Below are 21,082 nucleotides of genomic sequence, written 5' to 3' on the forward strand. Positions count from 1 at the left end.
CGAGCCTGATAGAGGGGCTTGGAAGAACATCAGGGAGTGCTCAATGAATAAGAAGCTGACTTTTGCAGCCGCGTTGCTGGCTGCAAGCGTCCTGAGCGGCATGGCCAATGCGAAAACTCTGGTCTACTGCGCGGAAGCTTCGCCGGAAGGTTTCGATCCGGCGCCGTATACCGCAGGCCAGACGTTCGACGCGTCATCGCGCACCGTCTTCAACCGCCTTGTCGAATTCGATCACGGCAAGACGACGACCTCGCCGGGCCTGGCCGAGAGCTGGACGATCTCCGACGATGGCAAGGAATATGTCTTCAAGCTGCGCAAGGGCGTCAAGTTCGCCGCAACCGACTATTTCACCCCGACGCGCGACTTCAACGCCGACGACGTGGTGTTCTCGTTCGAACGCCAGGTCGACAAGAACGGCCCCTGGTTCCAGTACATTCCGGGCATTGCCTACCAGTATTACAATGACCAGTTCGGCGACAACATTACCAAGGTCGAGAAGGTCGATGACCTGACGGTGAAGTTCACCCTCAAGGAGCCGGCGATCACCTTCATTCCGACGCTGGGCATGGATTTCGCCTCGGTCGTCTCCAAGGAATATGCCGACAAGCTGCAGGCCGACAAGACGCCTGAGCTGTTCAACCAGAAGCCGATCGGCACCGGCCCGTTCATCTTCGTCGACTATCAGACCGACGCCGCCATCCGCTACAAGGCCAACCCGGACTATTGGGGCGGCAAGCAGAAGATCGACGATCTGGTCTTCGCCATCACCACCGATCCGGCGGTGCGCGCGCAGAAGCTCAAGGCCGGCGAATGCAACATCATGTCGTACCCGGCACCGGCCGACATCGCCGGCCTGCAGGCCGATGCGAACCTGAAGGTCGAGGAGCAGGAAGGCCTCAATGTCGGCGCGCTGATGTACAACACCCAGCAGAAGCCGTTCGACGACGTGCGCGTTCGCAAGGCGCTCAACATGGCCATCAACAAGAAGGCCATCATCGATGCCGTCTTCCAGGGCGCCGGCCAGGTGGCGATCAATCCGATCCCGCCGACCATGTGGTCCTACAACAAGGAAGTGAAGGACGATCCTTACGATCCGGATGCAGCCAAGAAGCTGCTTGAAGAAGCCGGCGTCAAGGACCTCAAGATGAACGTCTGGGCCATGCCGGTGTCGCGCCCCTACATGCCGAATGCGCGTCGCACCGCCGAGCTGATCCAGGCGGACTTCGCCAAGGTCGGCGTCACCGTCGAGATCGTCAGCTACGATTGGGGTGAATACCTTAAGCGCGCTTCCGCGGTCGATCACGACGGCGCCGTCATCGTCGGCTGGACCGGCGACAATGGCGATCCGGACAACTTCCTCGGCGTGCTCCTGAGCTGCGCTTCCGTCGGTTCGAACAACCGCGCGGAATGGTGCAACAAGGACTTCGATGCGCTCATCAACAAGGCTAAGACCGTTTCGGACCAGGCCGAGCGCACCAAGCTCTATGAACAGGCACAGGTCATCTTCAAGGAACAGGCACCCTGGGCGACGCTCGCTCACTCCAAGGTGTTCATGCCGATGCAGAAGACCGTCACCGGCTTTGCGATGGATCCGCTCGGTATCCACCGCTTCGACGGCGTCGATATCGCCGAATAAGGTTGCGAAACGGGGGCGCCACCATGTGGTGACGCCCCCACTCGCCCGCCATGCTGCGTTATATCCTCGGCAAGCTCGCCCTCATCATCCCGACCTTCATCGGGATAACCATCCTCGCCTTTGGCTTCGTGCGCATCCTGCCCGGTGATCCGGTGCTGGTGCTTGCGGGCGAACGCGGCCTGTCGCCCGAACGCCACACGGCGCTGATGCACCAGTTCGGTTTCGATCTGCCGATTTGGCAACAATACCTGACCTATCTGACGAATGTCCTGAGCGGCGATTTCGGCACCTCGTTTTCAACCAAGACGCCGGTGCTCAAGGATTTCCTGGTGCGCTTCCCGGCAACGGTCGAACTCGCCATCTTCGCCATGATCTTTGCCGTTGTCCTGGGTGTCGCCGCCGGCATCTTCGCCGCCATCCGCCGCGGCTCCTGGTTCGATCAGCTGACGATGGGCACGGCGCTGGCGGGCTATTCCATGCCGATCTTCTGGTGGGGCCTGCTGCTGATCATCGTCTTCTCCGGCACGCTGCACTGGACGCCGGTTTCCGGCCGCATCGACCTTCTCTATTTCTTCAAGCCGGTGACCGGCTTCATGACCATCGATTCGCTGATCTCGGGGCAGAAGGGCGCATTCCGCTCGGCGCTGTCGCACCTGATCTTGCCGACCATCGTGCTCGGCACTATCCCGCTCGCAGTCATCGCCAGGCAGACGCGCTCGGCGATGCTCGAAGTGCTGGGTGAGGACTATGTCCGCACCGCGCGCGCCAAGGGCCTGGCGCCGCGCCGCGTCATCGGCCTGCATGCCTTCCGCAACGCGCTGATCCCGGTCGTCACCACCATCGGTCTGCAGGTCGGCACGCTTTTGACCGGCGCCATCCTGACCGAGAGCATCTTCTCCTGGCCCGGCATCGGCAAATGGATGATCGACGCCATCTCCAAGCGCGACTATTTCACCGTGCAGGGCGGCTTGCTTTTGATCGCGCTGATCGTCATGTCGGTCAACCTCATCGTCGACGTGCTCTACGCCGTCATCAACCCACGCATCCGGGCCAACTGACATGAGCAATGAAGGCCCAGCCACCATCGAAGCCGCGACCGTCGTCAAGCCGCAGGATGCCAGGCTGCAGATGTTCGGCGAGTTCTGGCACTACTTCTCCGTCAACAAGGGCGCGGTGATCGGGCTCTTCGTCTTTGCGCTGCTGATCCTGATCGCCATCTTCGCGCCGCTGCTGGCGCCGCATTCGCCGGACGATCAGTTCCGCGACTTCTTCCTGACGCCGCCGGCCTGGCAGGAGGGCGGCAACGCGCAGTTCCTGCTCGGCACCGACGCTGTCGGCCGCGATATGCTGTCGCGCCTGATCTACGGCTCGCGGTTCTCGCTCGCCATCGGCTTCGTCGTCGTCACGTCAGCGCTGATTTCAGGCGTCATTCTCGGCCTACTCGCCGGCTACTGCCGCGGCTGGGTCGACACGCTGATCATGCGCATCATGGACATCATCCTGGCCTTCCCGTCGCTGCTATTGGCCCTGGTGCTGGTCGCGGTGCTTGGCCCCGGCCTCGTCAACGCCATGATCGCCATCGCCTTCGTGCTGCAGCCGCATTTCGCCCGGCTCACCCGCGCCGCCGTGATGGCCGAGAAGACCCGCGAATATGTCGTCTCCGCCAAGGTCGCCGGCGCCAGTCATCTCAGGCTGATGCTGGTCACCATCCTGCCCAACTGCATCGCGCCGTTGATCGTGCAGGCGACGCTGTCCTTCTCCAACGCCATCCTCGAGGCGGCGGCCCTTGGCTTCCTCGGCATGGGCGCGCAGCCGCCGACGCCGGAGTGGGGCACCATGCTGGCCGAGGCGCGCGAGTTCATCCTGCGTGCCTGGTGGGTGGTTACTTTCCCGGGTCTCGCCATCCTGATCACCGTCTTCGCCATCAACCTGATCGGCGACGGCCTGCGCGACGCGCTCGACCCCAAGCTGAAGAGGTCGTGAGCATGCCTCTGCTCGAGATCAAGAACCTCACCGTTTCCTTCGACACCGCGGCCGGACCGTTCATGGCCGTGCAAGGCATCGACCTCTCGATCGAGCCGCGCGAAGTGCTGGCGATCGTCGGCGAGTCCGGTTCCGGCAAGTCTGTGGCGATGCTCGCGGTAATGGGCCTGTTGCCCAACACCGCAACCGTCAAGGCAGACCGCATGGCCTTCGACGGCGTCGATCTCCTGAAGCTCAGCCCGTCCGAACGCCGCAAGATCGTCGGCAAGGACATCTCGATGATCTTCCAGGAGCCGATCGCCAGCCTCAATCCGTGCTTCACCGTCGGCTTCCAGATCGAGGAGGTGCTGCGCTTCCATATGGGTATGGATCGCGCTCAGCGGCGCGCGCGGGCCATCGAGTTGATGAAGCTGGTCGGCATCGCCGATCCGGAAGAACGGCTTAGCTCGTTTCCGCACCAGATGTCGGGCGGCCAATGCCAGCGCGTCATGATCGCCATCGCCATCGCCTGCAATCCGAAGCTGCTGATCGCCGACGAGCCGACGACGGCGCTCGACGTCACCATCCAGAAGCAGATCCTCGATCTGCTGGTTTCGCTGCAGGCCAAATACGGTATGGGCCTGATCATGATCACCCACAATATGGGCGTGGTGGCCGAGACCGCCGACCGTGTCATCGTCCAGTACAAGGGCCGCAAGATGGAAGAGGCCGACGTGCTGTCGCTGTTTGAATCGCCGAAGAGCAATTACACGCGGGCGCTTTTGTCGGCGCTGCCGGAGAACGCCGTCGGCGACCGGCTGCCTACCGTTTCCGACATGATGTTCGAGCCGGCGCCTTCGGCAGTTGGAGCCGCCTGATGAGCACCACGGTCCTCGAAGGCAAGAACATCGTCCGCGACTACCATATCGGTGGTGGCCTGTTCACCGGGCCGCGCACAGTGCACGCGGTCAAGGGCGTCTCGTTCAAGGTCGACAAGGGCAAGACGCTGGCCATCGTCGGCGAAAGCGGCTGCGGCAAGTCCACGCTCGCCCGCATCATCACGCTGATCGATCCGGCGACGTCAGGCGACCTGTTCATCGACGGCAACAAGGTCGACATCGCCAAGGGCGGATTGACCAAAGAGATGCGCCGCAAGGTGCAGATCGTCTTCCAGAACCCCTATGGATCGCTCAATCCGCGCCAGAAGATCGGCGACGTGCTGGGCGAGCCCCTGCTGATCAACACCGACAAGCCGGCGGCCGAGCGGCGCGACCTGGCGATGAAGATGCTGAAGAAGGTCGGCCTCGGTCACGAGCACTACAACCGCTACCCGCACATGTTCTCGGGCGGCCAGCGCCAGCGCATTGCCATTGCCCGTGCGCTGATGCTCAACCCAAGCCTGCTGGTGCTGGACGAGCCGGTCTCGGCGCTCGATCTTTCCGTGCAGGCACAGGTGCTCAACCTGCTCGCCGACCTGCAGGACGAGTTCCAGCTGACCTATGTCTTCATCAGCCACGATCTGTCCGTGGTGCGCTACATCGCCGACGATGTGATGGTGATGTATTTCGGCGAAGCGGTCGAATACGGCTCGCGCGACGAGGTCTTCGCCGACCCCAAGCACAGCTACACCAGGACGCTGTTCGCGGCGACCCCGCGCGCCGACGTCGCCTCGATCAAGGCGAGGCTAGCGAAGAAGAAAGCCGCCTGACGCCGCGGCGTCAGGCTGTAGCAATTCAGCTCGCTCAGGACAGCTTGGCGATGATGCTGCGTAGCGCTTCGCCGAAGCGCCGGACTTCCTCGACTGTGTTGTAGTGGACCAGTGAGGCGCGGATGGCGCCGCTGTCCATCGATAGGTTGAGGCGCTTCATCAGCCGCGGCGCATACATGTGGCCGTCGCGGATGCCGATCTGCATCTCGGCCATCTCTTCGACGATCCGCTGCGGCGACAGTGTGCCGATGTTGAAGCAGAACGTCGGCACGCGTTCGGTGATGCGGGCCTCGTCTGCGACGCCATAGATGGTCGCGCCGCAACCTTTCAGCACCGCAAGCATCTCGCGCGCCAGCACCAATTCGTAGTCGCGGATGGCGCCCATGCCGGCAACGATGTTGTCGCGCCGCGAGCGGTTGTTGGAGGGTGCGAGATTGCGGCCGATCAGTTCCAGGTACTGCACGGCGGCATCCATGCCGGAGACGTTCTCGTAGATGAACGTGCCTGCCTCGACCTTGTAGGGCGGCTCGTTGGGGATGAAATCCTCGCGGAAGGTCGGCAGCCGTTTCAGCGTTTCGAAACGACCCCAGAGGAAGCCCATATGCGGCGAGAAATTCTTGTAGCCGGAGCAGACGAGATAGTCGCAGTCCCAGGCCTGCACGTCGATCAGCCCGTGCGGTCCGTAATGCACGCAGTCGAGGAACACTTCGGCGCCGGCCGCGTGCGCGATCTTGGCCACCGCGGCGACATCGACGATCGAGCCGATCGAGTGCGCGGTGACCGTGCAGGCGACGAGACGGGTGCGGTCGGAAACCAGCGGGCGCAGATCGTCGACATGCAGATTACCGTCCTCGCGCATCCGCCACCATTTGAATTTCGCACCGGCGGATTCCAGCGCCAGCCAGGTCGCGATGTTGGCGTCGTGGTCCATGTCGGTGATGACGATCTCGTCACGCTCCTGAAGCATCTGACCGATACCGAGGCTGACCAGGCGGATGAACGAGGTGGCGTTCATGCCGAAGCAGATTTCCGCCGGGCTATAGGCGTTGATGAGCAGCGCTACGCTTGTCCGAGCATCGGCGACCGACTGGTCGACGGTGACGCTGCGGCCATAGCGGCCGCCGCGCTGCACATTGTGCGAAACCAGATGGTTGGTCACCGCGTCGAGCACGCTTTGCGGGATCTGCGCGCCGGCGGCGTTGTCCAAAAAGATGAAGTCGCCAGCCCGCTGCAAGGCTGGAAACATGGCGCGGATGGCGTCGACGGGGAACGCGGTGGCGTTTGCATTGTCGGTTTGATGCTTGTTCACGGGTAGGCTCCTGCAAAGGACTTGAGCGGGGATCAGGTAGTGGAGGTCAGCGCTTCTTTTCGGTCTTGAAGCGCTCTTCAAGCAGGCTGACGAGGCGGACCATCGGCCAGAGGAAGATGAGGTAGACAAGCGCTGCGCCGATCAGCGGCGAGGGGTTGGCGTAGAGCGACTGCGCGTTGGTCGCTTCCTTCAAGAGTTCCGGCAGCGCCACGGTGGAGGCGAGCGAAGTGTCCTTGAACATCGAGACGCAGTTGCTGGTCATCGGCGGGATGACGACGCGGATCGCTTGCGGCAGCACCACCTTGCGCAAGGTCAGCAGGAACGGCAGGCCAAGCGCCTGCGACGCCTCGAACTGGCCGCGCGGGATGCTCTCGATGCCGGAGCGGAACACCTCCGCCGAGTAGGCCGACATGATGAAGGCGAAAGCAGTCACGGCGGAGGCCCAGGACGACAGGCGTATGCCGAGGAACGGCAGTGCATAGTAGATCAGGATCAGCACGACCAGCACCGGCAGGGCGCGGAAGATGTCGGTGTAGCCGACCGCCAGCCACCGCAGCGGCTTCGGCGCATAGAGCCGCACCAGGCTGATCCCCAGGCCGATGGGGATGCCGATGCCGATGCTCAAAATGCCGAGCAGCAGCGTGTTCAGGAAGCCGCGCAGCAGCGCCGGCAGGCTGGACATGATGACATCGGGATTGAAGAAGGTATCCAGCAGCGACATGGGAGCGTTCCCGAACCCGAGAGCAAGGATGCTCAGGTTAAAACCAATCGACCTCGCCAATGGCGAGACGGTCTGCGCGGAAGCCGGCGCTGGCGCATGAAATGAATCGTGCCGGCCTGGAAAGCCGGCACGATGTCAGCGCAGCTTTCAGCTCAGGCCTTCGGCAGCGGCATTTCCTTCATGGTCGAAGAGTCGGCGGGCGCGTCGCTGCCGAACCACTTCTTGTGGATGGCGGCCAGCGTGCCGTCCTTCTTCATAGCGCTCAGCGCGTCGTTCAGCTTGCCGAGCAGCGGGTGGTCCTTGCTCATCATCAGGCCGTATTGTTCGCCGGTCTTGATGCGCTCCTTGACGACCAGGTCCTTCATCTTGGTGAAGGAATACTCCATGCCTGGAATGTCGCTGACGGCGGCATCGACGCGGCCGGCGCTGAGGTCGAGCAGCAAATTCTGCTGCGTGTCGTAACCCTTCACGTCGCTGAAGCCGCCGGCTTCCTGATGTGCCTTGACCCAGGTTTCACCGGTCGAGCCGGACAGCACGCCGACGATCTTGCCCTTGAGGTCGGCCTCGGCCTTGATCGGGCTGTCGGCCTTGGTGGCAATGCCCATGTCGGAATCATAATAGGGCTGCGTGAACGACTGCGACTTCAGCCGCTCGGCCGTGATGGTGATCGACGAGATGGCGACGTCGATGCGCTTCGACGTGGTGGCGGCAAACAGCGCCTGGAAGCCGAGATCGGCGATGTCGGTGGTCATGCCGATGCGCTTGGCGGCTTCGTTGACGATGTCGACTTCAAAGCCTTCGAAGGTGCCGCTCTCGTTCTTGAATTCGAAGGGCGGGTTGGTCGGATAGGCGCCGACATTGAGCACATCGGCGGCATAGGCGGTGGCGGGGCCGGCGGCGATGCCGACGGCGGCGGCAAGAAGAAGCAATTTGCGGCGCGTGAAGCTCATTTGTGTTCCCTCTGTTGTTGATCGGGCGGGTTGCTCCCGCACGGTTTTTTGCCGCCCCGCTTCACGCAGGACGTCAATTCATGGCAGCGACCATGCGGTCATGGTTGGCGACGTTTTGTGTTGCAGATCGCGGATCTGCGCGCGCACTTCATCGAAGGCATGGCGCGCATTGGATGATGACTGGGGCAGTATGAACGACAAGAACTGAGACTCCCACCCGGAGCACCCACGATGGACTGGCCGGCACGATGAACTGGTCTGCACGATGGACTGGCCGGCAAGCCCGTCCGGCACGGCAATCGCCATCGACTCTGGAATGCTTATCCAAAGTGCGGCGCTTTTCAAGGCGAAAGTTTTAAGCTTAAAAAGCTGCGGTGTCCGTTGCGTGGCCGACACGGTGCGGCCCGCTGGAACCGATACCCGCGAGCGATGGCGACGCGAAGCTATTTCAGGCTTGAAATATCTCCGCGCGGGCCTAGCGTGTGCTCTCTCGCCGGGAGGTCGCGACATGAACAAACCACACCCCTTGCACGGCCCGAACAGATTGAAGCTGGGGGTCTTTTCGACCAATGCCGATGGCGGGCTGGCCATAACCGATGTGCCTGAACGCTGGACGGCAAGCTGGCAGGACAATCTGACCGCAGCCCAGATCGCCGACCGTGCCGGGCTGGAGTTCATGCTGCCGATCGCCCGCTGGCGCGGTTTTGGCGGCCGCAACAAGGTGCGGGAATGGTCGTTCGAGACCTTCACCTGGGCGGCGGCCCTTGCCATGGCCACCGAGCAGATCGGCCTGTTCATGACCGTGCATGTGCCGCTGGTGCATCCGCTCTATGCCGCCAAGGCGCTGGCGACGGTCGACCACATCAGCCAGGGTCGCGCCGGCCTGAATATCGTCTGCGGCTGGAATCCGAAGGAATTCGGCATGTTCGGCACGCCTCTGGTCGAGAAGGGCTACGACCAGGCAGCGGAATGGATCGAAATCCTCGAAAAGCTTTATGCCTCGCCCGACCCGCTCGACTATGAGGGCACCTACTACCGCCTCAAGGAAGCCGTCAGCCGTCCGGCCAGTCTGCAGGTGCCGCGCCCGGTGACCATGAACGCCGCTTTCGGCGGGCCCGGCCGCGATTTCGCCGCTGCGAGATGCGACTATCTGTTCACGACCTTTTCCGAAATGGGCGATGCCGGCAAACATGTCGCCGACATCAGCGAGCGGGCAGACAAGGTGGGCCGTGATGTCGGCGTCTACACCGTGGCGCATGTCGTCTGCCGCCCGACGATGGAAGAGGCGCGGGCATATTACACGCGCTATGCGGTCCATATGGCCGACCACGACGCCGTCGATGCCCACATGGCCGGCAAGAAGGAATTCTCGCAGTCGCACGACCCGCACGCCTATGACCGCTACCGGCAGCGTTTCGCCGGCGGCGCCGGCACCTACCCGCTGATCGGAACGCCGGAAACGATCGCCGCCGACATGGTCGCCATTGCCGGGCATGGCTACCAGGGCATCGCGCTGTCCTTCGTCAATTACACCAGGGAGTTGCCCTATTTCTGCGATCACGTGCTGCCGATTTTGCGGAAGGCGGGGCTTCGCGCATAGTAGTGGTGATCAGTTGCGGTGGATCATCGCGGATATTCGGAATTAGCCGAAGCCCTCCCCAACGTCGTCATCCCTGGGCGAAGCAGGAGCGCAGCTCCGTCGCGGAGACCCTGGGATCCATGCCGCGACTTCGGCCGTGGAGTGTGCAGCGGTGCAGAATTCTGGACCGTGGTGACGCTTTGGAGTCCCGGCATGGATCCTCGGGTCTGCGCCGCGTCGCTTCGCTCCTTGCTTCGCCCGTGGATGACGAAGTAATGGGCGTTTACTCCGGACGAACGAATTCCCTATTCCGGAATAACGGCAGTCGCCTGGATCTCCACCTTGGCCCGGTCTTCGACCAGCGCCACCACCTGCATGGCGGCCATCGCCGGAAAATGCCGGCCGATGACCTCGCGATAGGCCTCGCCGATGCCCCTGAGGTTGGCTAGGTATTCGGCCTTGTCGGTAAAATACCAGGTCATCGAGGTGATGTGCTGCGGTCCGGCACCGGCCTCGGCCAGCACCGCCACGATGTTCTGAAGCGTTTGCCGCACCTGGCCGACAAAATCGTCGGTCTCGAACTGGCATTGCCCGTTCCAGCCGACCTGTCCGCCGACGAAGACGAGCTGCCCGCGCGCGGCGACGCCATTGGCGTAGCCGACAGGTTTTGCCCAGCCTTCGGGCTGCAGAATCCTGTGCATTCAAAACCTCCCGGTATTCCAAAACCCAATTTTCAAAATCGAACGCTCGTCAAAATCTCTGCCGTCAGGCCGCGCCCATCACCTGCCGCGCGATCACCACCTTCTGCACGTCGGAGGCACCCTCGTAGATGCGCAGCGCGCGGATCTCGCGATACAGGCTTTCGATGATGTGGCCCTTGCGGACACCGTCGCCGCCATGCAGCTGCACAGCCTTGTCGATCACCTCTTGCGCCTTGTCGGTGGCAAACAGCTTGGCCATCGCCGCCTCGCGTGTGACCCGCGCGGCCCCCATGTCCTTGGTCCACGCAGCGCGGTAGACCAGAAGCGCCGCCGCATCGACGTCGAGCGCCATATCGGCGATATGCCCCTGCACCATCTGCAATTCGGCCATCGGGGCGCCGAACAGTTTGCGCTCCGCCACGCGTTTGATGCTCTCGTCCAGTGCGCGGCGGGCAAAGCCAAGCGCCGCCGCGCCGACGGTCGAACGGAACACGTCGAGCACCGACATGGCGATGCGGAAGCCATCGCCCGGTTTGCCGATCAGTGCGGCGGCCGGCAGGCGGACCTGGTCGAAAGACAGCCGCGCCAGCGGATGCGGCGCGATTACTTCCAGCCGTTCGGCGATGCCAAGGCACCTGGCGTCGCCAGGCACGAGGAAGGCGGAAAGCCCCTTGGCGCCCGGCGCCTCGCCGGTGCGGGCAAAGACGACATAGAGGTCGGCGATGCCGCCATTGGAGATCCACGTCTTCTCGCCGGACAAGACGTAGCTGTCGCCGTCGCGGATCGCCGTCATCTCCGTGTTGGCCACATCCGATCCCGAGCGCGGCTCCGACAGGGCAAAGGCTGATATCGCCTTGCCAGCGCGCGTCTTCGAAAGCCATTGCTGCTGTTGCGGCGTGCCGAACAGGCTGAGCGCGCCGGTGCCGAGCCCCTGCATGGCGAAGGCGAAATCGGCCAGCCCGTCATGACGGGCGAGTGTCTCGCGCGTGATGCACAAAGTGCGGACGTCGAGGGGGCCAGGATTGTCCGTGTCGAGCGCCGTCGGCTTCAGCCAGCCGTCTCGCCCGAGCTTGCTGACCAGCTCGCGGCAGGCGGCGTCGACATCATGGTGATCGACCGGCAGGTTTTTAGCGCACCATGCGTCGAGTTGTTCGGCCCACTCGCGATGGCGGTCTTCGAAGAACGGCCAGGAGAGGAAGGAGCGGTCAGGCATGGGTGCCTCCTTCCGCGCAGCGATCCTTCACACCCCCCTCTGCCCTGCCGGGCATCTCCCCCGCAAAGGGGGAGATCGGACGTTGTTTTGGCTTTCGCCAATCTCCAAAATTGCAGTATGGGCGCTGCCAACGAAACCGCTGATCTCCCCCCTTGCGGGGGAGATGCCCGGCAGGGCAGAGGGGGGTGCCTGGGCGCAAACCGCTCATCCTCAATCCCCCTCGAACACCGGCTTTTTCTTGGCCACGAACGCCTTGTAGGCGCGCTCGAAGTCGCGGGTCTGCATGCAGATCGCTTGCGCCTGCGCTTCCGCCTCGATCGCCTGGTCGAGACCCATCGACCATTCCTGGTTGAGCTGCGTCTTGGTGATGCCGTGCGCAAAGGTCGGGCCGGAGACGATGCGCGCCGCCATATCGAGCGCGTCGGCCTCCAGCGAGGCGGCATCGACCAGCCGGTTGTAGAAACCCCAGCGTTCGCCTTCCGCCGCCGTCATGGTACGGCCGGTGTAGAGCAGTTCGGCGGCGCGGCCCTGGCCGATGATGCGCGGCAGGATCGCGCAGGCGCCCATGTCGCAGCCGGCGAGGCCGACGCGGGTGAACAGGAACGCGGTCTTGGCTTCCGGCGTGGCGATGCGGATATCGGAGCTCATCGCAATGATGGCACCGGCGCCGACCGCGACGCCGTCGACCGCCGCAATGATCGGCTTGCCGCAATTCAGCATCGCCTTGACGAAATCGCCGGTCATGCGGGTGAAGGCGAGAAGCTGCTTCATGTCCATCTTGACCAGCGGGCCGATGATGTCGTGGACATCGCCGCCGGAGCAGAAATTGCCGCCATTGGACAGGAACACCACGGCGTCGACGTCATCGGCATAGACCAGGTCGCGGAATGTGTCGCGGAGTTCCGCATAGCTGTCGAAGGTCAGCGGGTTCTTGCGCTCGGGCCGGTCGAGCCGGACCTTTGCGATCCTGCCCTCGACCTCCCAGAGGAAATGCTTCGGCTTGCGTCCGGCCATTGCGGTCATTCGCGTCCCTCCCAGTTGCTGCGGAACGAGGTCAGCATGCCGGTCAGCCGGCGCGCGTCGTCCTCGCTGACCTTGCCCAGCAATTCACCGATCCAGCCTTCATGCGCCGCGGCGATGGTGGCGAAGGCCTGCGTGCCTTCCTCGGTCAGCCGCACCATCGACGTGCGGCGGTCGCCATTGCGCCTCGCGCGGGCGACAAGTCCTTCCGAAACCAGCCGGTCGACGATGCCCGTGACATTGCCGTTGGAGACCAGCAGGAACCGCGACAGATCGCTCATCAGCATGCCTTCCGGCGCGCGATAGAGGGCGGCCATCACGTCGAAGCGCGGCAGCGTCGTGTTGAATTCCTTCTTCAGCCGCTCGCGCAGCTCGGCCTCGATCGTGCGCGAGGCGCGCAGCAGCCTGATCCACAGCCGCAAGCGGTCCTTGCCGGGTCCCGACGGCGCGGGCAGGGGGCCGGCTACCATGTTTCGCCTCCTGAGATGGAAATCGCCTGTCCCGTTATCGACTGGGCGGCGTCGCCGCAGAGCCACAGCACAGCCGCGGCGACCTCATCCGGCTGGATGAAGCGGCCTTGCGGGTTGGTCGAGGCGAGGCTTGACCGCGCTTGCTCGACCGAGCGGCCGGTCTTCTCGATGATGCGCTGGATGGACTCTTCCAGCATTTCGGTTTCCACAAAGCCTGGGCACACGGCGTTGACGGTGACGCCCGATTTCACTGTTTCGGCGGCAAGAGCCCGCATCAGGCCGATGACGCCATGCTTGGCGGCGACGTAAGACGCGACGTAGGCGTAGCCTTTCAGGCCGGCGGTCGAGGCGATGAAAACAATTCGTCCCGTTTTCCGCGCGGCCATGCCGGCCAGCGCCGGCTTCACGGTCAGGAAGGCGCCGGTCAGATTGACGTCGAGCGTCCGCTGCCAGTCGCTGAGCGCGGTTTTGTGCGCCGGGGCGCTGCCGGCCATGCCGGCATTGGCGACGACGATGTCGAAGGGGCCACGCGCGGCTTGCGCCCTCTCGTAGAGCGCCGCCATTGCCGCCTCGTCGGTGACATCGGCGACAACGCCGAAGATGCGGTCGTTCTCGCCGGCCACCTCAGTGAGCTCCGCTTCCCGGCGGCCGCAGATGGTCACGTCGATGCCGGCAGCAGCCAGCGCCAGCGCAACGGCCCGGCCGACACCGGACCCACCGCCTGTGACCAGCGCATGCTTGCCCGCGATCATGCGCCAATCCTCGAAACTTGGCGCCAAGTGCCCCCACCCCTAACCCTCCCCACAAGGGGGAGGGAGAAGGAGAAGGCTACGACAGCGCCCATCCATTGCAAACTTCTGCGGTTCCAGAGCCGATTGCGACTTGGTCCCCTTCCCCCTTGTGGGGAGGGGCTAGGGGTGGGGGTATAGCGCTGACGTGGCAAATGAAAAACAATCATACTTTCAGCCCCGCTGCCGCGTCGCGCTCGGCCAGACGGTAGAGCTGGTCGCGCCCGGGCAGATAGGGATCTGGCCATTTGACGCCACGGTCGCCGAGCGTGACGGCGGCATGTAGCGTCCAGTAGGGATCGGCGAGATGCGGCCGTGCCAGCGCCACCAGATCGGCGCGGCCGGCCATCAGGATCGAGTTGACATGGTCCGGCTCGTAGATGTTGCCGACCGCCATGGTGGCCATGCCGACCTCGTTGCGGATGCGGTCGGAAAACGGCGTCTGGAACATGCGGCCATAGACCGGCTTCGCCAGTGCCGAGGTCTGGCCGGCCGAGACGTCGCAAATGTCGACGCCGGCCTCATGCAGCAGCCGGGCGATCTCGACCGCATCGGCTGGCGTCACACCTTCGATGCCGACCCAGTCATTGGCCGAAATGCGCATCGAGATCGGTTTTTCCGCCGGCCAGGCGGCGCGCACCGCGCGGAAGATTTCGAGGGGATAGCGCATGCGGTTCTCCAGCGAACCGCCATAGGCATCCGTGCGCCGGTTGGTGACCGGGGTGATGAAGGACGACAAGAGATAGCCGTGCGCGGCGTGGATCTCGAGCATGTCGAAGCCGCAGCGACCGGCCATTTCCGCCGAAGCCACGAATTCGTCACGCACCCGGTCCATGTCGGCACGGTCCATCGCCCTCGGCACCTGGTTCTCAGGCGACCAGGCAACGGCCGAGGCCGCCATGATAGGCCAGTTGCCGGAGGTCAGCGGCACGTCGGTGCCCTCCCAGCCAAGCCGGGTCGAGCCCTTGGCGCCGGAATGGCCGATCTGGGCGCAGATCTTCGCTTCGGTCTCGGTGTGGACGAAGTCGACCAGCCGCTTCCACGCCACCTCATGTTCGGGCGCGTAGAAACCGGGACAACCGGGCGTGATCCGCCCTTCCGGACTGACGCAGGTCATCTCGATATAGATGAGCCCGGCGCCGCCCTTGGCCCGCTCGGCATAGTGGGTGAAATGCCAGTCGGTCGGACAGCCGTCGACGGCCTTGTACTGCGCCATCGGCGAGACGACGACGCGGTTCTGCAGCCTCATGTCGCGCAGCTTGAACGGGGCGAACATCGGCGCGCGGCGCATGCCGCCGGCACCCGCCTGGCGCTGGAACCATTCCTCCGCCCCGCCCAGCCATTCGGCATCGCGCAGCCGCAAATTCTCGTGGCTGATGCGTTGCGAGCGGGTCAGCAGCGAATAGTTGAACTGCACCGGATCGAGGCCGAGATAGCGCTCGACCTCCTCGAACCATTCCAGCGAATTGCGCGCCGCCGATTGCAGCTTCAGCACCTCGGTGCGGCGAGCATCCTCATATCTACGAAACGCCGCGTCGAGGTCCGGCTCGGACTCGACATATTCGGCCAGCGCCACGGCGCTTTCCAAGGCGAGTTTAGTGCCGGAGCCGATCGAGAAATGGGCTGACGCGGCCGCATCGCCCATCAGCGCCAGATTCTTGTAGGACCAGCGCTCGCACAGCACGCGCGGAAAATTGATCCAGGCGGAACCACGGATATGGTTGGCATTGGTCATCAGCGCGTGGCCGCCGAGATGTTTTTCGAAGATCCGCTCACAAACGGCGATCGATTCCTGCTGCGACATCGCGCCGAAGCCGAAAGCAGTCCAGGTCTGTTCGCTGCACTCGACGATGAAGGTCGCGGTGTCGCTGTCGAACTGGTAGGCGTGCGCCCACACCCAGCCATGCTCGGTCTTCTCGAAGATAAAGGTGAAGGCGTCGTCGAACTTCTGGTTGGTGCCGAGCCAGACGAACTTGCATTTGCGAGTGTCGATGTCGGGCTTGAAGATGTCGACGAAACTGTTGCGCGCCCTGGAGTTCAGGCCGTCGGCCGCGACGACCAGATCATGCGTCTCCATGTAGGGCTTGGGATCTGCAATGTCGGTCTCGAACATCAGCTTGACGCCGAGTTCGCGCGCCCGGCGCTGCAGCAGGACCAGCAGCCGCTTGCGGCCGATGCCGCAGAAACCGTGCCCTGACGAGACCGTGCGCACGCCGTCATGGATGACGGCGATGTCGTCCCAGTAGGCAAAGTGCTTCTTGATCCAGACGGCGCTGACCGGGTCGTTTTTCGACAGATTGTCGAGCGTCTCGGCCGAAAGCACGACGCCCCAGCCGAACGTGTCGTCGGCGCGGTTGCGCTCGAACACCGTCACATCGTGCGCGGCGTCCCTCAGCTTCATCGAAATGGCAAAGTAGAGGCCGGCTGGTCCGCCGCCGAGAACCGCAACCTTCATGTCTGCGATCTCCTATTCGCTTGCTGGAGTTCAGTATCGCGCCGGCGACAAGATATTTCAAGCTTAAAGTTTTATATCAAAACGATTGTCCTGACATGGCGAAAGCGCGCCTGCGTGTCATCACGCAAGCGCGCTGCCGGATCAATTTTCCGGGTTCTTCGGGCTCCACAGCACCGTCTCGGCGTCCTTCTCATAGGCCATTCCGTCGGGATAACTGATCGCTTCCAGTTGCAGCCCCCACGGCGCCTGGAAATAGAGGATGGTCTGGCCGGCGGCCGGCCCTTCCTTGACCGGCAGCGGCCCCATCCGCGTCTTGACGCCCTTGCCTTCGAGATAGGCTTTGGCGGCAGCGACGTCGTCGACATAGAAGGCTATGTGGAAGCCGCCAATGTCGCTGTTCTTCGGCGTCAGGTCCTTCTGGTCCGGTGCTGTGTATTTGAACAGCTCTATGTTCGATCCATAGCCGCAGCGGACCATGGTGACCTCTTCGATCACCGCCTTCGGGTCGACGCCCAGGAGATCCTGCATGAAGGTGCCCTTGTCGTCGGCGAACGGACCGAACGACATCGCCTTCTTGCAGCCGACCACTTCGGTGAAGAAGTCGACCGCTTGCTTCATGTCGGGAACGGTGATGCCGGTGTGGTCGTGGCCGCGCATGCCCGGGATCGAATCCGCCGAGGCCATGCCGGCGCTGCCGAACATCGCGGCGGCCAGCGTTGCAATTGCGATAGTGGTCTTCATGTCAGTCCTCTCCATTTGGCGGGACTTGGGTCTTTTGGTCGCACGCCCGAGGCCCGCTCTTCGGCGTGCGTATGCATTCATGTCGGCGCCTTGGCGGCGGAAGGAATGTCCAGCCAGCTCGCATCGATCTCGGGCAGCGGAATGGCCGCGATGAGATCGCGCGTGTAGGCCTGCTGCGGCTTGTCGAACAAGGCGTCGGTGGCGCTCGCTTCGACGATCACGCCTTCGCGCATGACGATCACTTGCCGGCACAGCCGCCGAATGACCGACAGATCGTGGCTGATGAAAGCGACGGTCAGCCCCATTTCCGCCGCCAGCTTTTCCAGCAGCGTCAGGATCTGCGCTTGCGTCGACACGTCGAGCCCTGAGACGATCTCGTCGGCCAGCACGAATTTCGGCGACAGCGCCAGCGCCCGCGCAATGCCGACGCGCTGGCGCTGGCCGCCCGACAATTCGTGGCGATAGCGGCTGGCGAAACTTTGCGGCAGGCCGACACGCTGCAGCGCCTCAGCGACGCGCGCCTTGAGATTGTCGCCGAGGCCATTTTGCTTGAGTGGCGCGGCGATAATGCTTGCAATGGTGCGGCGCGGGTTGAGCGACGACATCGGATCTTGGAAAATCATCTGCAGATTGCGCCGCAGTGGCCGCAGTTCCGCCTCCGGCAGATGCGTGATGTCGCGGCCCTCGAAAGTTATGCTGCCGGCGCTCGGTTCCAGCAACCGCACCAGAGCACGGCCGAGCGTCGATTTGCCGGATCCGGATTCGCCGACGATGCCGGTCACCGAGCCCCTGGGCAGGTCGAAATCCAGGCCCTTCAGGATTTCGACCAAGGGCGCGCGGCCGATCAGCGGCTTGCGCGTCATGTCGGGCAGCGCGACCTTCAGCCCGCGCACGGAGAACAGTGGTTCAACCATGCGACCGCCTCCAGGCCTGGTCTGCGGCAGCGATCTCCGAAGCAAGCCCGGCCAGCACCGCCTCGTCCACCGGCTTCAGCGAGGCGAAAGGATCGGTGTAGCGTGGCGTCGCCGCCATTAGCGCTCGCGTGTAGGGATGCTGCGGTGCTGCGAAGAGGGCAGCCGTGTCGGCCTCCTCCACCACCTTGCCGGCATAAAGCACCGAGACCCTCTGGCTGATCTTGGCGACGACGCCGAGGTCATGGGTGACGAACAGGATCGCCGTGCCGTGCTCGCGCTGCAACTGCACGATCAGCCGCAGGATCTGTTTTTGTACGGTCACATCGAGAGCCGTGGTCGGCTCGTCGGCGACGATCAGCCTTGGCTCCGCGGCGAAGGCGGCGGCGATCAGCACGCGCTGGCGCATGCCGCCTGACAGTTCGTGCGGATAGCTTTTCAGCACACGGTCGGGATCGCGGATTTGCACCTCGTCCAGCAATTGCCGAATGCGGGTATCGGCCCTCTCGCCACTCCAGCCGAGGATGCGCACCAGCCGGTCAGTCATCTGCGAGCCGACCCGGCGCGACGGGTTAAGCGCTGTCAGCGGGTCCTGCGGGATCAGCGCCGTGCGTGCCCCGATCAGCGTGCGCCGTGCCTTGGGCGGAAGCTTGCCGAGGTCTTCGCCTTCAAGCCGCATGTCGCCTTCGACAATGCGCACACTCGAAGGCAGGACGCCGAGCACCGCCTTGCCGATCATCGTCTTGCCGGCGCCGCTTTCGCCGACCAGCGCGCGGACTTCACCGGGCTGGACCGCAAGCGACACCGATCGCAGCACGCGCTGGCCGTTGGGCAGCACCGCGCTCAGATCCCTGATGTCGAGACAGCCGCTCATCGCAGCACCGGATCGAAACGCGTCTTCAGCGCCTCGCCGAACTGGCTGAACGACAGCACGGTCAGGATCAGCGTGATCAGCGGGAACACCAGCACCCACCAGGCCTGATGGATCGACAGCCGGCCCTCGGCGATGATGCCGCCCCAGGTCGGATCGTCGGTCGAGATCGACAGATTGACGAAGGACAGGATCGCCTCGACGATGACGGCGATGCCCATTTCCAGCGACAGCAATGCGACGATCGACGGCACCACATTGGGCAGCACTTCGCGCAGCATGATGCCGATGCGGCCATAGCCGGCGATGCGGGCGTTCTCGACATAGTCCATGCGCGACTGACCCATCGTCTCGGCACGGATCACCCGGCAAAAACGCGTCCAGTCGATGATGGCGATGGCCAGGATGACGGAACTCAAGCCCGTGCCAAGCACCGCCACGAGCAATATGGCGAACAGCACCGGCGGAAACGCCATCCAGACATCGACGACGCGCGAGATGATGCGGTCGGCCCAACCGCCGAAATAGCCTGCGATCAGGCCGAGCGTCGAACCGACCAGGCACGCAGCGATGGCTGCGGAAAAGGCGACGATGAAGGCGATGCGGCCGCCGAAGATCAGCCTCGACAACAGATCGCGGCCGAGGCTGTCGGTGCCGAGCCAGTAGCCGGGTTCGGCGCCATTCATCCAGAATGGCGGCAGCCGTTCCAGCATCAAATCCTGCGCCAGTGGGTCCTGCGGCCCGACCAGCGGTGCGAAGATCGCGGCCAGCAGCGCCAGCAGCAGCCAGCCGCCGGCAAGCCACAAACGTGGCGACACACCTCGCCTTTGAGCACGACCCTCATCCATGGCGTAGCCTCGGATTGAGCAGCGCGTACATCATGTCGACGCTGAGGTTGATCAGCACGAACAGCAGCGCGAAGACCAGCACGATGCCTTGAATCAAAGGCAGGTCGCGGTTGATGACGGCGTCGATCGCCATGTTGCCGAGGCCTTCATAAGAAAACAGCCGTTCGACGATGACCGTGCCGCCAATGAGAAAGGTGAACTGCACACCGACCAGCGTCAGCGTTGGCAGCGCGGCGTTCTTCAGCGCCTCGCGCAGGATGACCTGCGTTTCCGAGAACCCCTTCACCCGAGCCAGCACGACATAGTCGAGGTCGAGCACTTCCTTCAGCGACTGTTTCAACAGCTGCGAGATGATTGCCGCCAGCGGCAGCGCCAGCGCCACCGCCGGCATCAGCATGTGCTTCAGGAGGTCCCAGGTCAGGTCGAGGCGCAGGCGCAACAGGCTCTCGAACAGATAGAACTGGGTGACGAAAGGCAGGTCGAGCTGCGGCGACACCCGGCCGGAAATGTCGAAGATCGGCACCAGCACGCCGAACAGCAGGATCAGCACCAGGCCCCACAGGAAGTCGGGAATGGAGAGCGCCGCGCCGCTGGCGATGTCGATGCCGGCCTCGACCGCCGTGCCGCGCTCGCGCGCGCCGATGATTGCCGTCGTGCCGCCGAGCGCCACCGCTATGATGAGCGCGACGATGGCAAGCTCCAGCGTCGCCGGCAGCCGGTTGAAGACGAGACCCAGCACATCCTGCCGCAGCGAGATCGAGGTGCCGAAATCGCCCCTGGCGACGCCCGACAGCCAAATGAAGAATTGTTGCACGATGGTCTTGTCGAGCCCATAGAGCGCCCGCAGCCGGGCGAGGTCGGCATCCGTCGCGCCGGGCGGCAGCATCATGGCGATAGGATCGCCGGGCGCGACGCGGATCACGACAAAGACGACGACGGCCACGCCGAACAGCGTGATCAGCATCGTCAGCAGACGGATCAGGAATCTTTGTAGGAGCATTCCGGCGTAGGCCTACTGCGTTCGGTGGCTGATGGAACGAACAGCCCCCTCATCCGGCCGCTTCGCGGCCACCTTCTCCCCGAGGGGAGAAGAGGTCGCCGACGGCTGAGCCAAGTCTCTTCTCCCCAGCGGGGAGAAGGTGGCCCGAAGGGCCGGATGAGAGGGCCTGCGTCGTTAAAGAAGACACGCTACCTCACGA

Annotated in this window: 21 protein-coding genes; 6 read left to right on the forward strand and 15 right to left on the reverse strand. The window is 63.7% G+C overall.

Annotated features, from left to right (window positions below):
- Positions 1-43 precede the first annotated feature (43 nt).
- The 5 genes from NKH06_RS18855 (at position 44) to NKH06_RS18875 (ending at position 5,306) form a co-directional block, all read left to right on the forward strand.
- Entirely contained in the window at positions 44-1,636 is a 1,593-nt protein-coding gene (locus tag NKH06_RS18855; protein WP_023811486.1) for an ABC transporter substrate-binding protein, read from the forward strand.
- 50 nt (positions 1,637-1,686) lie between these two features.
- Positions 1,687-2,694: an ABC transporter permease subunit gene (locus NKH06_RS18860; protein WP_023811485.1), complete on the forward strand. Its 1,008-nt coding sequence runs from the start codon at positions 1,687-1,689 to the stop codon at positions 2,692-2,694.
- A gap of 70 nt (positions 2,695-2,764) precedes the next feature.
- On the forward strand, positions 2,765-3,619 hold the full coding sequence (locus NKH06_RS18865) for an ABC transporter permease subunit (protein WP_224618710.1): 855 nt from the start codon (positions 2,765-2,767) through the stop codon (positions 3,617-3,619).
- Between the two features lie 2 nt (positions 3,620-3,621).
- Positions 3,622-4,476 (forward strand): ABC transporter ATP-binding protein, encoded by an 855-nt coding sequence (locus NKH06_RS18870; protein ID WP_023811484.1) that lies wholly within the window; start codon positions 3,622-3,624, stop codon positions 4,474-4,476.
- Positions 4,476-5,306 (forward strand): dipeptide ABC transporter ATP-binding protein, encoded by an 831-nt coding sequence (locus NKH06_RS18875; RefSeq protein WP_023811483.1) that lies wholly within the window; start codon positions 4,476-4,478, stop codon positions 5,304-5,306. Before NKH06_RS18870 ends, NKH06_RS18875 begins: the two co-directional genes overlap by 1 nt.
- Before the next feature lie 34 nt (positions 5,307-5,340).
- Here NKH06_RS18875 and NKH06_RS18880 read toward each other — a convergent pair whose 3' ends face one another.
- The 4 genes from NKH06_RS18880 to NKH06_RS18895 form a co-directional block, all read right to left on the reverse strand.
- The gene (locus NKH06_RS18880) at positions 5,341-6,615 is read right to left on the reverse strand and encodes a cysteine desulfurase-like protein (RefSeq protein ID WP_023811482.1); all 1,275 of its coding nucleotides are present in this window, start codon (positions 6,613-6,615) and stop codon (positions 5,341-5,343) included.
- A 46-nt stretch (positions 6,616-6,661) separates the two neighbouring features.
- On the reverse strand, positions 6,662-7,336 hold the full coding sequence (locus NKH06_RS18885; RefSeq protein ID WP_023811481.1) for an amino acid ABC transporter permease: 675 nt from the start codon (positions 7,334-7,336) through the stop codon (positions 6,662-6,664).
- Between the two features lie 152 nt (positions 7,337-7,488).
- Positions 7,489-8,286: an ABC transporter substrate-binding protein gene (locus NKH06_RS18890; protein ID WP_023811480.1), complete on the reverse strand. Its 798-nt coding sequence runs from the start codon at positions 8,284-8,286 to the stop codon at positions 7,489-7,491.
- 78 nt (positions 8,287-8,364) lie between these two features.
- Positions 8,365-8,682 carry a hypothetical protein gene (locus tag NKH06_RS18895; RefSeq protein ID WP_164893002.1) on the reverse strand — a complete coding sequence of 106 codons (318 nt, stop codon included), beginning with the start codon at positions 8,680-8,682 and terminating at the stop codon, positions 8,365-8,367.
- Positions 8,683-8,794: 112 nt separating this feature from the next.
- On the opposite strand from NKH06_RS18895, the gene NKH06_RS18900 reads away from it, so the two are divergent.
- Positions 8,795-9,886, forward strand: coding sequence for an LLM class flavin-dependent oxidoreductase (locus NKH06_RS18900; protein WP_023811479.1), 1,092 nt, complete (start codon positions 8,795-8,797; stop codon positions 9,884-9,886).
- 284 nt (positions 9,887-10,170) lie between these two features.
- Here NKH06_RS18900 and NKH06_RS18905 read toward each other — a convergent pair whose 3' ends face one another.
- The 11 genes from NKH06_RS18905 to NKH06_RS18955 all read right to left on the reverse strand — a co-directional run bounded on the left by NKH06_RS18905 (position 10,171) and on the right by NKH06_RS18955 (position 20,883).
- Positions 10,171-10,566 (reverse strand): RidA family protein, encoded by a 396-nt coding sequence (locus NKH06_RS18905; protein ID WP_023811478.1) that lies wholly within the window; start codon positions 10,564-10,566, stop codon positions 10,171-10,173.
- Positions 10,567-10,630: 64 nt separating this feature from the next.
- Complete coding sequence (locus tag NKH06_RS18910) at positions 10,631-11,779, reverse strand: acyl-CoA dehydrogenase family protein (protein ID WP_352893668.1); 1,149 nt, start codon at positions 11,777-11,779, stop codon at positions 10,631-10,633.
- Positions 11,780-11,989: 210 nt separating this feature from the next.
- Positions 11,990-12,802: an enoyl-CoA hydratase family protein gene (locus NKH06_RS18915; protein ID WP_352610795.1), complete on the reverse strand. Its 813-nt coding sequence runs from the start codon at positions 12,800-12,802 to the stop codon at positions 11,990-11,992.
- Positions 12,799-13,269, reverse strand: a complete 471-nt coding sequence (locus NKH06_RS18920; RefSeq protein ID WP_023811475.1) for a MarR family winged helix-turn-helix transcriptional regulator — start codon at positions 13,267-13,269, stop codon at positions 12,799-12,801. The genes NKH06_RS18915 and NKH06_RS18920 overlap by 4 nt, the downstream gene beginning before the upstream one ends.
- Complete coding sequence (locus NKH06_RS18925) at positions 13,263-14,021, reverse strand: SDR family NAD(P)-dependent oxidoreductase (RefSeq protein WP_352893670.1); 759 nt, start codon at positions 14,019-14,021, stop codon at positions 13,263-13,265. Before NKH06_RS18925 ends, NKH06_RS18920 begins: the two co-directional genes overlap by 7 nt.
- 202 nt (positions 14,022-14,223) lie before the next feature.
- A complete protein-coding gene (locus NKH06_RS18930) occupies positions 14,224-16,512 on the reverse strand; it encodes a bifunctional salicylyl-CoA 5-hydroxylase/oxidoreductase (protein ID WP_352893672.1) in 2,289 nt (762 codons plus the stop codon).
- Positions 16,513-16,653: 141 nt separating this feature from the next.
- Positions 16,654-17,253, reverse strand: coding sequence for a VOC family protein (locus NKH06_RS18935; protein WP_352893673.1), 600 nt, complete (start codon positions 17,251-17,253; stop codon positions 16,654-16,656).
- A gap of 77 nt (positions 17,254-17,330) precedes the next feature.
- Positions 17,331-18,167 carry an ATP-binding cassette domain-containing protein gene (locus NKH06_RS18940; RefSeq protein WP_128305666.1) on the reverse strand — a complete coding sequence of 279 codons (837 nt, stop codon included), beginning with the start codon at positions 18,165-18,167 and terminating at the stop codon, positions 17,331-17,333.
- Positions 18,160-19,038: an ABC transporter ATP-binding protein gene (locus NKH06_RS18945; RefSeq protein ID WP_352893674.1), complete on the reverse strand. Its 879-nt coding sequence runs from the start codon at positions 19,036-19,038 to the stop codon at positions 18,160-18,162. Before NKH06_RS18945 ends, NKH06_RS18940 begins: the two co-directional genes overlap by 8 nt.
- Positions 19,035-19,883 (reverse strand): ABC transporter permease, encoded by an 849-nt coding sequence (locus NKH06_RS18950; protein ID WP_352439690.1) that lies wholly within the window; start codon positions 19,881-19,883, stop codon positions 19,035-19,037. Before NKH06_RS18950 ends, NKH06_RS18945 begins: the two co-directional genes overlap by 4 nt.
- Positions 19,876-20,883, reverse strand: a complete 1,008-nt coding sequence (locus NKH06_RS18955) for an ABC transporter permease (RefSeq protein ID WP_023811468.1) — start codon at positions 20,881-20,883, stop codon at positions 19,876-19,878. The genes NKH06_RS18950 and NKH06_RS18955 overlap by 8 nt, the downstream gene beginning before the upstream one ends.
- Positions 20,884-21,082: the final 199 nt, after the last annotated feature.

Origin of the sequence: Mesorhizobium sp. M1342, from assembly GCF_040317955.1 — a bacterium.
Classification (GTDB): domain Bacteria; phylum Pseudomonadota; class Alphaproteobacteria; order Rhizobiales; family Rhizobiaceae; genus Mesorhizobium.